The following is a 13347-nucleotide window of genomic DNA, read 5'->3' as shown; positions in this document are numbered from 1 at the left end:
CGGTGGGCAAGCCCGGCATTGATTTCCCAGGCCTCGGAGTGGGCCTGGTGATTTTACGCGACGGCAAAATCCTTCTCTACAAGCGCATGCGCCCGCCTGAAGCCGGCTACTGGAATATCGTCGGCGGCAAGGTCGACCATATGGAGCCAGCTGAGCAAGCCGCGCGCCGCGAGGCCGAAGAAGAAACGGGACTGACAATCGGTCGCATCGAGCAGATCGGCTCTACCGAACAGATCATCGAAGCCGACCGCCAGCACTGGATTTCCCTTCTCTATATCGCCCGTGAAGTGACGGGCGAGCCACAACTCACGGAACCGGACAAGCTCTCGGATTTCGGCTGGTTCGGCCTTGCCGACCTGCCCGAGCCGCTGTCGGCTTTCACCAGGGTCGCGATATCAGCTCTTCCGGCCGGGCAATTGCGCTGATCTCATTCCGCGCGCAACGCTGCCTCATAGGCAAGCCGCACCCAGCGCGCCATGATATCGGGGTCGTCATAGGCCTCTTCGGGGATGCTCCAGTAAGGCATCTTCACCGGAGCGCCCTTCTTGCCCTCATAGAACCATTGGCTGGCACCTGCTGCGGCAAATTCCGGTGCGCTTTTTTCATCGGCCTTCAGCAGAATTTCGTCGCGCACTTCGAGTGCCAGGATGCGGCCGAGATGATAGATGCCCTTACCGCCGAACATGCGTTTGATGGTGACGGGTCCAAGCGACTGAAACATTTCCTCGATGCCTGCATTGTCCATGCTGCTGAGCCTATATCGTATGGTAGCCGCGGTTAAAATAGAGAAGCGCCGGATGCATTTCGGTGAAACGAACGGCAGCGACCTCACCGAAGATGACGTTATGGGTCGGCATTTCCTTGATATCGGTCACCCGGCAGTCGAAGACCGCGAGTGCATCGGCAAGGACCGGCGCGCCCGTTGCCAGCGTTTCGAAGCGGGCGCTCAAGAAACGATCCCCGTTTTCCAGATGCGTGCGGCCTGAAAAAGCATCGGCAACACCCTGATGGTGCGCGCCGAGCGAGTTCAGCGCAAAGATGCCGCTGCGCCAGAAGATCTCGTTCTTCTCATTGGTGTTGTTGAGGCAGACAAGAACGGAAGCCGGATTGTCGGATACCGAGCAGGCGGCCGTGATGGTGACGCCACGCCGCGCCTCACCCATGGCCGTCGTCACGAGCTGTACATGGCCGGCATAACGGCTCATGGCATCGCGATAGAGGCCGGGATCGATATGCTGCCTGTTCAACACTTGCTTCTCCACAATCCGTGTCTTGTTCTTGTTATTTCACCAATATGGCGGGCATCGGTTACCTTTTCTACAATGGCACCCGCTAAAAGCTGCAGAGCACGCTTGTTTTTCTTTGACGATTGCCGCCGTGCGGATAAAAGGGCATGGACAAGACGAGAGACCTGCACCTTTCATGATGACCCTGCGTGTCATAGCCGCCCTTCTGTCGCTTCTGGCGTTGACGGCCGAAAGCCGCGCGGCCGGCGTGACGATCGGCGTCGTGGCGCCGCAGGACGGCACCTTTGCCTCGCTCGGCGCCCAGGTCCGCGCTGGCGCGGTTTTCCAGATTGGGCAGGCTGGCGATACGATCGTTCCGATCAGTGAGACCTGTCAGGACAATAGCGGCCAGGCGATCGCCGATGCGCTGATTGCCGCCAAGGTTCAGATCGCCATCGGTTTCCTCTGCAGCGAAACGCTGGAAGGCGCGCTGCCGAAGCTCAAGGATGCCAATATCCCTGCCATTACCGTGTCGGTGCGCTCGCGTATCCTGATGGAGGATTCGCTGAAGAACGGCTGGCCTTTCTTCCGCCTCGGCCCTCAGGACGGCGACGAAGCCGCCAAGATCATCCAGGTCATCTTACAGCAATGGGCGGCGTCTCCGATCGCCCTTGTCGAGGATGGCACGATCCACGGCCGTGAACTGACGGAAGCCGTGCGCAACGCTCTGGAGGAAAACGGCCTGAAGGCGGTCTTTACCGACACATACAGGCCGGGACAGGAACAGCAGATCGGCCTCGTGCGCCGCCTGAAACGGGCGGGCGCCACCAAGGTCTTTATCGGCGGCGATAGGAACGATGTCGCCGTCATCGCGCGTGACGCCAAGGCTGAAAACATTCCGTTGGATATCCTGAGCGGCGATGCGATGCGGGCTGCCAACCAGCCGCTTGCGCTTGCGGACGGTGTACGCGCCGTCGCGATTCCGGAATACGCTCTTCTGTCGGAGGCAGATTCAACCGTCCACGCGATGCGGGCAGCAGGAGTTGAGCCTCAAGGCTACGTCCTGCCTGCGGCAGCTGCAGCACTCATCGCGAGTCAGGCCGTGCAGGCGGCGTTGAGCGAAGGTAAGCCAGTCGCAGAAAAGCTGGTCGGAACGCAATTCGATACGCCGATCGGCCCGGTTACCTTCACGCCGGCCCATGAGCTTTCGCAAAATCCCTATCGTCTTCTCGAATGGCACGGCGATGCTTTCGTCCCGCCAGCCGATGGGACGGACTGACCTGTTGACGATGCCGTAAGGCGGCCCGCCGCTACCGGTTGAGAGGAGACCGAGACCATGACGACACTGCCCATCCGCATCGCTCCATCGATCCTGGCGGCAGATTTTGCAAAGCTCGGCGAGGAAGTGCGCAACGTCACTGCGGCCGGCGCCGACTGGATCCATCTCGACGTCATGGATGGGCATTTCGTGCCGAACATCTCCTTCGGTCCCGATGTCATTAAGTCGTTGCGTTCCTATACGGATGCCACCTTCGACTGCCATCTGATGATCTCGCCGGCCGATCCCTATCTGGAGGCCTTCGCCAAGGCCGGCTGCGACCGCATCACCGTGCATGCGGAGGCAGGACCCCACCTGCACCGCTCGCTGCAGACGATCCGCCATCTCGGCAAGAAGGTCGGCGTCACGCTCAATCCGGCAACGCCACTCTCGGTGGTCGAGAACGTGCTTGACGATGTCGATCTCATTCTCATTATGTCCGTCAATCCCGGTTTCGGCGGCCAGAAATTCATTCCGGCAATGGCAGACAAGATCGCCGCGGCGAAGTCACTTATCGGTGACCGCCCGATCGAGCTTGAGGTGGACGGCGGCGTGACGGTCGATACCGCGCCCGTCGTAGCGAAGGCCGGCGGCAATGTGCTCGTCGCCGGATCGGCAATTTTCAAGGGCGGCTCGGTCGAGGCCTATCGCCAGGCGATATCAGCCCTTCGCAACGCGGCTGAGGGAGCTCGCTGATGACCAAGCGCATGTTCATGGGCGGATTTTTCGCCGCCCTGCTGACCGGCATGGCCGCCACGGCCTATGCCGGCGATATCGCCAGTATGCAGCCTGTCGGCTTTTCTGCCGACGGCAAGGTCTTCGCCTTCCAGGAATTCGGCCTGAAGGATGGCAAGGTTCCCTATTCGGATACTTATTTCATCGATACGGATACCGGGGCCGATCTCGAGGGCACGCCCTTTCACCTGGAACTGACGGACAAGGACGCCAATCTGTCCAAGGCGCGCCGCCAGAACCTGACGGCAGCCCGCCAGCAGATGGACAAATATGACCTTCTGACCAATCCGGGCCTGATCGCCGCCTTCAACCCGCCGACCGAACTCGGCTCGCCGATGAAGACGATCCGCTACACGACGATTGCAAGCGACGGCCCGCCGCGCGGCGCCTATTCGCTGCTGCTCGGCGATGCCGAGGTTGCCAAGCCGGAAAGCTGCAAGGACGTCAAGCGCGTCATCGGCTTCACCCTGCAGCTCATCGAAAAGGACGGCGCACCGAACCGCCAGCTCGTCCATGAGGACAAGGCCATTTCTGATGACCGCGGCTGCCCGGTGGAATATCGCATGGGCGGCGCCCTCGTCTATCAGCCGGAATCGGGCAAGCCTGTCCATATCGCCCTCGTCCTCGCGCTGAGCGCTTCTCCTGACGGTCGCAACGGCCGCTGGATCGCCGTTCCGGTTCATCCCTGAGAATGAACCGTCTGCGGGCGGCATGGCCGTCCTTACCAGAACTTTTCATCGGCGCCCCGCTATGGGGCGTCCAGATGCTGATCTCGGCGATGGCCGGGCTCTATCTGCGCAATGGCATGGAGACGAGCCATGTGCTCGATCTCGCCCTCCTCTATTTCGGCGGCGGGATGCTTTCCTGGCCCTTCAACCTGCTTGCCGGACGATACCTTGCGCTCGGCCATCGGGTCGAGACGCGTTTCGCCGCCTTCTTCCTGGCGCTGACGGCGGGCACGGTTCTGATGACGGCCTTTCTCTTCGCCATGGATTATCGGATTTTCTATTCCCGCTGGCACGCGCCGTTCGGATCGGTCATCTGGATGTTCCAGTTGGTCTTTACCGGCGCGAGCGCCGTTTATCAGTTTCTCGTTATCGGTCTGGGGCTGTTTTTGCCCATCGGACTCGTCTGTCTGCTCGCCACCAGCCTGGCTCTTGCCAAACGCATGCGTTGAGATTGCCGGCCGTCTTTGCTACAGGGGCGGCAGCTACTGTCACGAAATGAAGGCGCTCGCCCATGATCCCTCGTTATTCCCGACCCGATATGGTCGCCATCTGGTCTCCCGAAACCAAGTTCCGCATCTGGTTCGAGATTGAGGCCCATGCCTGTGACGCGCTCGCAGACCTCGGCGTGATCCCGAAGTCGGCCGCCGCCACCATCTGGGAAAAGGGCGGCAAGGCGACCTTCGACGTTGCTCGCATCGATGAGATCGAGGCCGTCACCAAGCATGACGTCATCGCCTTCCTGACGCATCTCGCAGAAATTGTCGGCCCCGATGCCCGCTTCGTCCATCAGGGCATGACCTCCTCCGACGTGCTCGACACCACGTTCAACATCCAGCTCGTGCGCGCTGCCGATATCCTGCTCGCCGACATGGACCGCGTTCTGACAGCGCTGAAGACGCGCGCCTTCGAGCACAAGGATACGATCCGCATCGGCCGCAGCCACGGCATCCATGCCGAGCCGACGACGATGGGTCTAACCTTCGCCCGTTTCTATGCGGAGATGAGCCGCAACCGCGCCCGCCTCGTGGCCGCCCGCGCCGAAATTGCGACAGGCGCCATTTCCGGCGCCGTCGGCACTTTCGCCAATATCGATCCCGTTGTCGAAGAACACGTTTGCGCCGCCCTCGGCCTCGTGCCGGAGCCCGTCTCCACGCAGGTCATCCCGCGCGACCGTCACGCCATGTTCTTCGCCACGCTCGGCGTCATCGGCTCGTCGATCGAAAACGTCGCGATCGAAATCCGCCACATGCAGCGCACCGAGGTGCTGGAAGCGGAAGAATTCTTCTCGCCGGGCCAGAAGGGCTCCTCGGCCATGCCGCACAAGCGCAACCCGGTTCTGACCGAAAACCTGACCGGCCTTGCGCGTCTCGTGCGCATGTCTGTCGTCCCCGCGATGGAAAATGTGGCGCTCTGGCATGAGCGCGACATCAGTCATTCGAGCGTCGAGCGCGCTATCGGCCCGGATACGACGATTACCCTCGATTTCGCGCTGAACCGCCTGGCCGGCGTCATCGAAAAGCTCGTGGTCTATCCCGAGAACATGATGAAGAACCTCGACAAGTTCCGCGGACTCGTCCATTCGCAGCGCGTTCTCCTGGCGCTTACCCAGGCCGGCACGTCGCGCGAGGATGCCTATCGCCTCGTCCAGCGCAATGCGATGAAGGTCTGGGAACAGGGCAAGGACTTCCTCGAAGAACTGCTGGCCGATGCCGAAGTGCGCGCCGCGCTCTCCGAGGCGGATCTTCGCGAGAAGTTCGATCTCGGTTATCATACGAAGCATGTGGATACGATCTTCCGCCGCGTCTTCGGCGAAGCTTGATCGGCACAAAATATGTCATCGGACGGCGCCCACGAGGCGCCGTTTTCATTTCCGCTTGCGTGGCGTGGCAGCCGCCGACGTCTTGCGTTTTCTTGACCCGCTTTTTGCAGGTGATGTATCGGCTTGCTCATCCGATATCCTGCAAGCCTCGGTCTCTCCCCGCCCTTTAGCCGCCTTGGCTACCAGCCGGTCGAGATGTTTGAGATCCTCTTCGTCCAGATTTTCGATGCCGATGAAGCGGTTTTCGGCATGGCTCGTCAGGATGATCTCATTGAGCTTGGCTTGAATGGCCCGTGTATCGCGCGTTTGTGCGTTCTGAAGCAGGAAAACCATCAGGAAGGTGATGATCGTCGTGCCGGTATTGATCACGAGCTGCCAGGTTTCGGAGTAGTCGAATACAGGACCGAGAGCGGCCCAGATAATGACGGCGACAAGCGCCAGTATGAAGGTCACCGGCTTGCCCGCCAACTCCGATATCTTGGTCGCGAAACGCGCAAACAAATGGCGTAAAGTCACCTTGAAATCCTCCTCAGAAGTCGGCGCAAGACAAACTCCAAGGAAGGTTCCGAGGTTCCCGAGTACGGTGAAATTCCGGGGCATCGTGCAAATTCGCGACACCCCTGGAATGTTGCCTTCACGTGGCTTCGCGGGCAATCAGCTTCCGGTAGAGATGCCAGGTCGCATGGCCGAGGATCGGGATGACGAGTGCGAGGCCGGCAAAGAGCGGGATCGTGCCGACGACCAGCAGCGCGGCAACGATCAGGCCCCAGAGCAGTACCGGTACCGGATTGGCGAAGGTTGCCCTGATCGAGGCGACCATCGCGGCCACCGCTCCGCAGTCCCTGTCGAGCAGCATCGGAAAGGTCACGACTGTGATCGCCAGAACGACGAACGCAAAGCCGAGGCCGACCAGATTGCCCCACAGGATGAGCTGCATGCCTTCGGGCGTGCCGAATACCTGCTGCAGGAAGAGCGACATGGAGCGCGGGAAAACTTCGCCGAGAAGGCTTGTATAAATGGTCTGCGCTGTGACCAGCCAGACAGTGAAGATCCCAAACAACAGGAGGCCGACGGCGATGATCGACGGCAGAGCCGGCGAACGGCGCACGTCGAGCGCATGTTTCCAAGAGGTGTCGAGCCCGGCTTCCCGCCGGCGGCTGATTTCATAGAGGCCGATTGCGGCAAGCGGGCCGATCAGCACGAAACCCGACATCAGCGGAAAGGCCATCGGCGCGAGATTGGCGCCCGAGGTCAGCATCGTCAGGAAGATGCCGGCGATCGGATACATGAGACACAGAAAAACGTAATGCGAAGGCTTCTCGCGGAAATCCTCGAAACCGAGCCTGAGCGCGTCGAAGACGTCGGCTATGCTGATGCTGTTAACCGCGGGCCGCTCGAAGTTCTCGCTGGCACCCGTCATGACATGAAATGTCGCCATGGCTTTCTCCTCCTCAGCCAAGATGAGCCGGAGGCGAATGTGGCGGCAACAAAGCGGGCCGACACGAGAACGCAACCGGCATGCAGCCACCATAGCAAATTTCTTGAGCTAAGTCGCTCTTTCCCTTGACATCGCGGTCAAGCTTTCTCACATCGGCGAAACTATGAAAGCTTCAGACGCAGATATCCTCATCATTCCCGGCTACACCAATTCCGGCCCCGACCATTGGCAGAGCCGCTGGGAAGCAAAGCTCAGCACCGCGCGGCGCGTCGAACAGGCGGAATGGTCCAAGCCCGTGCGCGAGGACTGGATCGCCCGCATCGCCGAAGAGGTGAATGCCTCGACGCGCCCCATCGTCCTCGTCGCCCATTCCCTCGGGGTGCCCTCGGTCATCCATGCGATCCCGCTGTTTCAGAAGCGGGTTGCCGGTGCCTTCTTGGTGGCGCCGCCTGACGTCGCCAATCCGGATATCCGCCCGAAGCATCTCATGACCTTCGGCCCCTACCCGCGCGACCCGCTGCCCTTCCCGTCGATTACGGTCGCAAGCCGCAACGATCCCTTCGGCACCTATGAGCACGCAGACGATATCGCCAACAGCTGGGGTTCCTTCCTGGTGGATGCCGGCGAGTCCGGCCACATCAATGCCGAATCCGGCCACGGTCCCTGGCCCGAGGGCACGATGGTCTTTGCCCAGTTCCTGAGCCGCCTGCCCGGCTGAGAAACCGGAAGATCCGGCATATTCAGAGAATTAAGCAATCGCTTTCTAAGCATTTCTTAATGGAAAGGCCGCAGACTGCGCTCACGCCAGAAAAGCGAGAGCGCGCCCGTGAAGCAAAGCTATCCGCCAAAAGCCGCCGCCGATATCAGTCGCGACGAACCGGCGGCAGATGGTTTTGCAAGCTACACCGACGATTCCGACATTGCCGAGCGCGAAAGCCGCTGGAACTACGCGCTCGTCGGCTCCGGCCTTGGGGTGTGGGATCACAATTACCGCCTCAACAAAAAATACTACTCGCAGACTTGGAAGGCCATCCGTGGCATGGCGCCCGATGAGGAAGCCGATGGCGACTATGAGGCCTGGCTGCAGCTCGTTCATCCCGACGATCGCGATTTCGTCGTCAACGCCATCGAACGCCAGAATGCCGGCGACCCTGACTATCATGTCTTCCAGTATCGCGAGCGCCACAAGGATGGCCACTGGGTATGGGTCGAGTGCCGCGGCGCGCCCGTCGAATGGGATGAAAATGGCGCGGCCCAGCGCGTCGTCGGCACGGATACCGACATCACCGCGCGCAAGGAAGCCGAGGAGATGCTGGCGCAGCTCTCCCGCCGCCTCGACCTTGCTTTGCAGATCAGCGACATCGGCGTTTTCGAAGCCGATATCGACCACGGGACCGTCGAATGGGACGATCGCCTTATTGCCATATACGGTATGAAGGGCCTGGATCACCGCACGGCTGCCGCCGCCTGGCCGGATGCGATCCATCCTGACGATCGCGAGCGCGTAATCGGCACTGTCGAACGCAACCTCCGCGAGGAGACGGGGTTTAGCCAGGAATTTCGCATCATCCGGGGCGACGGCGCCGAGCGTATCATTCGCGCCCGCGCCGCTTTCTTCGTCGATGGTAACGGCTGCCGGCGGTTGATCGGAGCCAACTGGGACGTGACCAATGACGTGGCGCTGCGCAACGAGCTGCAGCGCGCCAAGGATCTCGCCGAAGCCCGTAACCGCGAACTCGAGGCCGCCAAGGAAAGCATCGAGCATCTGGCGTTCCATGATTATCTGACCGGCCTGCCGAACCGCCGCTATCTCGACAAGACGCTGGAGGAGCGCTCCGCCCATTGCCGTGAGGAAGGCCTGGCGCTCGCGATCCTTCATATCGACCTCGACCGCTTCAAGCAGATCAATGATACGCTTGGTCACCGCGCCGGCGACCACATGCTGAAACATGCCGCTCGAGTGTTGCGCGACTCCATTCGCAGCACTGATTTCGTCGCGCGCATCGGCGGCGATGAATTCGTCGTCCTCTGCATCGTCGACACCGCCTCGAAGAAGATCGCCACCGTCGCCGAGCGCATTATCCGCGAGCTGAGGAAGCCCATCAAATATGAGGGGCACGACTGCCGCTTCGGCGCCAGCATCGGCATCGCTATCGACAGCGGTCCGAATCTCGACGAAAAGCAGCTTCTCCTCAATGCCGATATCGCGCTCTACCGCGCCAAGGCCTCCGGCCGCAACCGCCACGAATTCTTCTCCAATGCCGTACGACGCACGATCCTGACGGCCAAGCGCCTTGCCGATGAGATCCTGATCGGCCTGGAACGCAACGAGTTCGTGCCCTTCTACCAGCCGCAATTCGATGCCCGCACGCTCGATATCGCCGGCATCGAGACGCTCGCCCGCTGGCAGCATCCGGAACACGGGCTGCTTTCCCCAGATCGCTTCCTCGACATCGGTGAAGACCTCGACGTCGTCTCGACTATCGATGCCCTGATCCTGGAGCGGGCGATTGCCGACCGGAAAGCCTGGGTTCGCGAAGGCTTCGCCATTCCCCGCATTTCCGTCAATGTCTCCGGCCGAAGACTGTCCGATCCGCAGCTTGGCAAGAAGCTGCGGTCGCTGAAGATCGAGCCCGGCACAGTCTCTTTCGAGCTGCTGGAATCGATCTCGCTCGACGATTGCGACGAGGCGGTCACCGCCAATCTCAAGAAGCTGAAGAAGCTCGGCATCGACATCGAGGTCGATGATTTCGGCACCGGCCACGCCTCGATCGTCAGCTTGCTGCGGCTGAGCCCGAAGACGCTGAAGATCGACCGCGAGCTGATCAGCCACCTGCCGCAATCGGCAGAGCAGCGCAAGCTGGTGCGCTCGATCATCGAGATCGGCAGCTCGCTGAACGTTCTCGTCACTGCCGAAGGTGTGGAGACCGCCGATCACGTCCGCATCCTGCAGGAGCTTGGCTGCGACATGCTGCAGGGCTATGCGCTTGCCCGGCCGATGCCTGCCATGCAGATCCCCGCCTTCATCCGCAGCGAAAGCTGGCGGCAGCCGGAGGGTGCGGCCCGCGCGCTGCAGGCGGATCTGCGCCGTTCCATCTCCAAAACGGCTTCCAGATAAAGACCTGTATAACCCCTCCGAGATTTTGCCTTCATTTCACCGTAAAGAAAAAGGCGGTAGTCTCCTCTTGCTAAGACATTCGATTCTCTTTGCGGTTTTCCCGCTACAGCCGGAAACCGGGGAAGGAGTGACAGGCGGATTGTGAAACTCTCTCTTTTCCTTTAAGGGGACGCCACGAGATCGATCCACGCGCGCTATCCCAAGAGCGCCAACAGCAGAGAATAACTACAATGAACCGTCGCCGCCGTATCTACGAGGGCAAGGCAAAGATTCTGTACGAAGGGCCTGAACCGGGTACACTGATCCAGTTCTTCAAGGACGATGCTACCGCTTTCAACAAGAAGAAACACGAAGTCATTGATGGCAAGGGCGTCCTCAACAACCGTATTTCTGAATATATCTTCAGCCATCTGAACAAGATCGGCATTCCCACCCACTTCATCCGTCGGCTCAACATGCGTGAGCAGCTGATCCGGGAAGTGGAGATGATTCCGCTCGAGATCGTCGTGCGCAACGTCGCCGCCGGCTCGCTCGCCAAGCGCCTCGGCATCGAGGAAGGCGTGGTCCTGCCGCGCTCGATCATCGAATTCTATTACAAGTCCGACGCGCTCGAGGACCCGATGGTCTCCGAAGAGCACATTACCGCCTTCGGCTGGGCCAATCCGGCTGAACTCGACGACATCATGGCACTCGCCATCCGCGTCAACGACTTCATGACCGGCCTTTTCCTCGGTGTCGGCATTCAGCTCGTCGATTTCAAGATCGAGTGCGGCCGCCTCTTCGAAGGCGACATGATGCGCATCATTCTGGCCGATGAAATCTCGCCGGACAGCTGCCGGCTCTGGGATATCGAGACCCACAAGAAGATGGACAAGGACCTGTTCCGCCGCGATATGGGCGGGCTGCTGGAAGCCTATTCCGAAGTTGCGCGCCGTCTCGGCATCATCAATGAAAACGAGCCCGTGCGCGGCACCGGCCCCGTTTTGGTCAAGTAAAGGCAGGGAAGAACAAGTGATCAAGGCTCGCGTCACCGTCACGCTGAAAAACGGCGTTCTCGATCCTCAGGGCAAGGCCATCGAAGGCGCGCTCGGAGCCCTCGGCTTCGGCGGCGTCGGCCATGTCCGCCAGGGCAAGGTCTTCGATCTGGAATTGGAAGGCACGGACAAGGCTAAGGCAGAGACGGATCTCAAAGCCATGTGCGAAAAGCTGCTCGCCAATACGGTGATTGAGAACTATACTATCTCTCTCGACTAAAGGTTGTGGAGGAGGTCGATGACTGAAGTAACCCAGGAGTTGATGTATGCGCTGCTGAAGCGCATGCATCCGGATATTTCAGGCATTAAGGACGGTCAGAACGAGATCAAATCCGAGCTCAACGCAATGCGCGGCACAATGATTTCGATGCAGCAAGACATCCAAAATATCTACGCTGTCCTGGCACGTCATGAGCAACGCCTCGATCGTATTGAAAATCGTCTCGAACTTCGAGAACTGGCAGAAGCACAAGCAAGGTTTGAACCGCACCCATGAAATCAGCCGTCGTTCAACTTCCGGGCCTCAATCGCGATCGCGACATGATCGCCGCGCTCACCAAGATCTCCGGTCATCAGCCGCTGACGATCTGGCAGACGGAAACGGAAATCCCTGACGTCGACCTCATCGTCATTCCCGGCGGTTTCTCCTACGGCGATTACCTGCGCTGCGGCGCGATTGCGGCCCGCATGCCGGTCATGCAGGCGATCATCGAAAAGGCGAACAAGGGCGTGAAGGTTCTGGGCGTCTGCAACGGCTTCCAGATCCTGGTCGAGGCTGGACTTCTGCCGGGCGCGCTGATGCGCAATGCCTCGCTGAAATTCGTCTGCCGCGAGATCAAGCTCGAAGTCGTCAACGCCGAGACTGACTTCTCCCGTGCCTATGAAAAGGGCCAGATCATCCGCTGCCCGGTCGCCCACCACGACGGCAACTATTTTGCCGATGCCGAGACGCTCGCTGCCATCGAAGGCAACAGCCAGGTCGTCTTCCGCTATGCCGAAGGCACCAATCCGAACGGCTCGATCAACGACATTGCCGGCATCATGAACGCCAAGGGCAATGTGCTCGGCATGATGCCGCATCCGGAAAATCTCATCGAGGCCGCTCATGGCGGTTCGGATGGCCGCGGCCTCTTCGCTTCGGCGCTCGACGTCATCGCCGCGTGATTTCCGGCCGAAGAGCAAGATAGATGCACCCTCGCCTTTTCGCAGCCATCGCTAACGCTGCTGCTTTTGCCGGCCTTGCCGCGCTCGTTGCTGCCTGCCAGTCCCCGACGCCCGCAAAGGGACCGGATCGTAGCGCGCTGTCGACGATGGAACGTGTGGCGCTCGGCGCCAACAGCTGCTGGTTCAAATCGGGCGATGCGGCTTTCGCCGCCTACAAGCTGGCCCCGGAACTCAATTCCTTCTCCGGTCGTCCGCGCATTCTCGTGGTGCACAAGGGTACCCCGGAAGGCCGGCCGCTGCTCGTCGTGCAGGCCGAAGGCAATCCGGCCAAGATGCAGGCCTTCGGCCCGATGATGTCCGAGCCGGTCGCCGGCCGCATCGCCGCCGATGTTACCCGCTGGTCGGGTGGCAATCGCGCCTGCCGCTAAGTTTTGGCTTAATCCCAGAAGAACGACTTGCTGACTTCGCGTGCGGCATCGGAACGCGACAGGCCGATATCCTTGAGTTGATCCGCTGTCAGTCCGCGCAGCGCCAGGCGCCCTTCCCGCTTCTGCTGCCACAGAAGGAAGATTGCCCACAACCGCCCGAGCCGCGTCGCGGCTGGCGCCTGCCTGGGCATGATAATCTCATGCCGGCCATCGATAGAGACAATCGATACAATCTGGCCCTTAATGTGAGGTATAGCGGACATTCCTGACTCCTGTCGTTTCCGCCTATGGAATTGTCTCATAGTCTTGACAGAATAAGGGTGACAATCTATTCATTGT

At 60.4% G+C, this 13347-nt stretch carries 18 protein-coding genes; 13 read left to right on the top strand and 5 right to left on the bottom strand.

Features of this window, described 5'->3' with window-relative positions; translation table 11 throughout:
* Positions 1–2 precede the first annotated feature (2 nt).
* A complete protein-coding gene (locus FHT87_RS20760) occupies positions 3–425 on the top strand; it encodes an NUDIX domain-containing protein (protein WP_183734964.1) in 423 nt (140 codons plus the stop codon).
* A 2-nt stretch (positions 426–427) separates the two neighbouring features.
* On the opposite strand, the gene FHT87_RS20755 is transcribed toward FHT87_RS20760, so the two are convergent.
* The gene (locus FHT87_RS20755; protein WP_132651605.1) at positions 428–745 is read right to left on the bottom strand and encodes a TfoX/Sxy family protein; all 318 of its coding nucleotides are present in this window, start codon (positions 743–745) and stop codon (positions 428–430) included.
* Between the two features lie 10 nt (positions 746–755).
* Entirely contained in the window at positions 756–1250 is a 495-nt protein-coding gene (locus FHT87_RS20750; protein WP_183734963.1) for a flavin reductase, read from the bottom strand.
* Positions 1251–1422: 172 nt separating this feature from the next.
* Here FHT87_RS20750 and FHT87_RS20745 point away from each other — a divergent pair, with 172 nt between their 5' ends.
* The 5 genes from FHT87_RS20745 (at position 1423) to purB (ending at position 5826) form a co-directional block, all read left to right on the top strand.
* Positions 1423–2505 carry an ABC transporter substrate-binding protein gene (locus FHT87_RS20745; RefSeq protein ID WP_183804694.1) on the top strand — a complete coding sequence of 361 codons (1083 nt, stop codon included), beginning with the start codon at positions 1423–1425 and terminating at the stop codon, positions 2503–2505.
* Between the two features lie 57 nt (positions 2506–2562).
* Positions 2563–3240: a ribulose-phosphate 3-epimerase gene (gene rpe, locus FHT87_RS20740; protein WP_183734961.1), complete on the top strand. Its 678-nt coding sequence runs from the start codon at positions 2563–2565 to the stop codon at positions 3238–3240.
* Positions 3240–3968 (top strand): DUF2259 domain-containing protein, encoded by a 729-nt coding sequence (locus FHT87_RS20735; protein ID WP_183804692.1) that lies wholly within the window; start codon positions 3240–3242, stop codon positions 3966–3968. The genes rpe and FHT87_RS20735 overlap by 1 nt, the downstream gene beginning before the upstream one ends.
* A 2-nt stretch (positions 3969–3970) precedes the next feature.
* Positions 3971–4456 (top strand): hypothetical protein, encoded by a 486-nt coding sequence (locus FHT87_RS20730; protein ID WP_183734959.1) that lies wholly within the window; start codon positions 3971–3973, stop codon positions 4454–4456.
* Between the two features lie 62 nt (positions 4457–4518).
* The gene (purB, locus tag FHT87_RS20725) at positions 4519–5826 is read left to right on the top strand and encodes an adenylosuccinate lyase (protein ID WP_183804690.1); all 1308 of its coding nucleotides are present in this window, start codon (positions 4519–4521) and stop codon (positions 5824–5826) included.
* A gap of 45 nt (positions 5827–5871) precedes the next feature.
* Here the strand turns inward: purB and FHT87_RS20720 are convergent, their stop codons facing one another.
* Positions 5872–6342, bottom strand: coding sequence for a low affinity iron permease family protein (locus FHT87_RS20720; protein WP_183734957.1), 471 nt, complete (start codon positions 6340–6342; stop codon positions 5872–5874).
* 118 nt (positions 6343–6460) lie between these two features.
* Complete coding sequence (locus FHT87_RS20715; RefSeq protein ID WP_183804688.1) at positions 6461–7264, bottom strand: DUF2189 domain-containing protein; 804 nt, start codon at positions 7262–7264, stop codon at positions 6461–6463.
* Between the two features lie 163 nt (positions 7265–7427).
* Between FHT87_RS20715 and FHT87_RS20710 the strand changes: the two genes are divergently transcribed.
* The 7 genes from FHT87_RS20710 (at position 7428) to FHT87_RS20680 (ending at position 13008) form a co-directional block, all read left to right on the top strand.
* Positions 7428–7982, top strand: a complete 555-nt coding sequence (locus FHT87_RS20710) for an alpha/beta hydrolase (RefSeq protein ID WP_183804686.1) — start codon at positions 7428–7430, stop codon at positions 7980–7982.
* A gap of 144 nt (positions 7983–8126) precedes the next feature.
* Positions 8127–10382 (top strand): EAL domain-containing protein, encoded by a 2256-nt coding sequence (locus FHT87_RS20705; protein ID WP_348647654.1) that lies wholly within the window; start codon positions 8127–8129, stop codon positions 10380–10382.
* A 230-nt stretch (positions 10383–10612) separates the two neighbouring features.
* Positions 10613–11377, top strand: a complete 765-nt coding sequence (gene purC, locus FHT87_RS20700; protein ID WP_183734953.1) for a phosphoribosylaminoimidazolesuccinocarboxamide synthase — start codon at positions 10613–10615, stop codon at positions 11375–11377.
* A gap of 16 nt (positions 11378–11393) precedes the next feature.
* On the top strand, positions 11394–11636 hold the full coding sequence (gene purS, locus FHT87_RS20695; protein ID WP_183734952.1) for a phosphoribosylformylglycinamidine synthase subunit PurS: 243 nt from the start codon (positions 11394–11396) through the stop codon (positions 11634–11636).
* Between the two features lie 18 nt (positions 11637–11654).
* Positions 11655–11912, top strand: a complete 258-nt coding sequence (locus FHT87_RS20690; protein WP_183734951.1) for a hypothetical protein — start codon at positions 11655–11657, stop codon at positions 11910–11912.
* Positions 11909–12580, top strand: a complete 672-nt coding sequence (gene purQ / locus FHT87_RS20685) for a phosphoribosylformylglycinamidine synthase subunit PurQ (RefSeq protein ID WP_183734950.1) — start codon at positions 11909–11911, stop codon at positions 12578–12580. Before FHT87_RS20690 ends, purQ begins: the two co-directional genes overlap by 4 nt.
* Before the next feature lie 23 nt (positions 12581–12603).
* Positions 12604–13008, top strand: a complete 405-nt coding sequence (locus FHT87_RS20680; RefSeq protein ID WP_183734949.1) for a hypothetical protein — start codon at positions 12604–12606, stop codon at positions 13006–13008.
* Positions 13009–13016: 8 nt separating this feature from the next.
* Here the strand turns inward: FHT87_RS20680 and FHT87_RS20675 are convergent, their stop codons facing one another.
* Positions 13017–13271: a DUF1127 domain-containing protein gene (locus FHT87_RS20675; RefSeq protein WP_183734948.1), complete on the bottom strand. Its 255-nt coding sequence runs from the start codon at positions 13269–13271 to the stop codon at positions 13017–13019.
* Positions 13272–13347: the final 76 nt, after the last annotated feature.

The organism is Rhizobium sp. BK316, assembly GCF_014193695.1.
Classification (GTDB): Bacteria; Pseudomonadota; Alphaproteobacteria; order Rhizobiales; family Rhizobiaceae; genus Rhizobium.
This window is presented reverse-complemented; position numbering and strand designations above follow the sequence as displayed.

Coding starts and splice junctions, on each gene's coding strand:
- FHT87_RS20755 (WP_132651605.1), bottom strand. CDS start 745: ATGGACAATGCAGGCATCGAGGAAATGTTTCAGTCGCTTGGACCCGTC.
- FHT87_RS20745 (WP_183804694.1), top strand. CDS start 1,423: ATGATGACCCTGCGTGTCATAGCCGCCCTTCTGTCGCTTCTGGCGTTG.
- rpe (WP_183734961.1), top strand. CDS start 2,563: ATGACGACACTGCCCATCCGCATCGCTCCATCGATCCTGGCGGCAGAT.
- FHT87_RS20735 (WP_183804692.1), top strand. CDS start 3,240: ATGACCAAGCGCATGTTCATGGGCGGATTTTTCGCCGCCCTGCTGACC.
- FHT87_RS20730 (WP_183734959.1), top strand. CDS start 3,971: ATGAACCGTCTGCGGGCGGCATGGCCGTCCTTACCAGAACTTTTCATC.
- purB (WP_183804690.1), top strand. CDS start 4,519: ATGATCCCTCGTTATTCCCGACCCGATATGGTCGCCATCTGGTCTCCC.
- FHT87_RS20715 (WP_183804688.1), bottom strand. CDS start 7,264: ATGGCGACATTTCATGTCATGACGGGTGCCAGCGAGAACTTCGAGCGG.
- FHT87_RS20710 (WP_183804686.1), top strand. CDS start 7,428: ATGAAAGCTTCAGACGCAGATATCCTCATCATTCCCGGCTACACCAAT.
- purC (WP_183734953.1), top strand. CDS start 10,613: ATGAACCGTCGCCGCCGTATCTACGAGGGCAAGGCAAAGATTCTGTAC.
- FHT87_RS20690 (WP_183734951.1), top strand. CDS start 11,655: ATGACTGAAGTAACCCAGGAGTTGATGTATGCGCTGCTGAAGCGCATG.
- purQ (WP_183734950.1), top strand. CDS start 11,909: ATGAAATCAGCCGTCGTTCAACTTCCGGGCCTCAATCGCGATCGCGAC.
- FHT87_RS20680 (WP_183734949.1), top strand. CDS start 12,604: ATGCACCCTCGCCTTTTCGCAGCCATCGCTAACGCTGCTGCTTTTGCC.
- FHT87_RS20675 (WP_183734948.1), bottom strand. CDS start 13,271: ATGTCCGCTATACCTCACATTAAGGGCCAGATTGTATCGATTGTCTCT.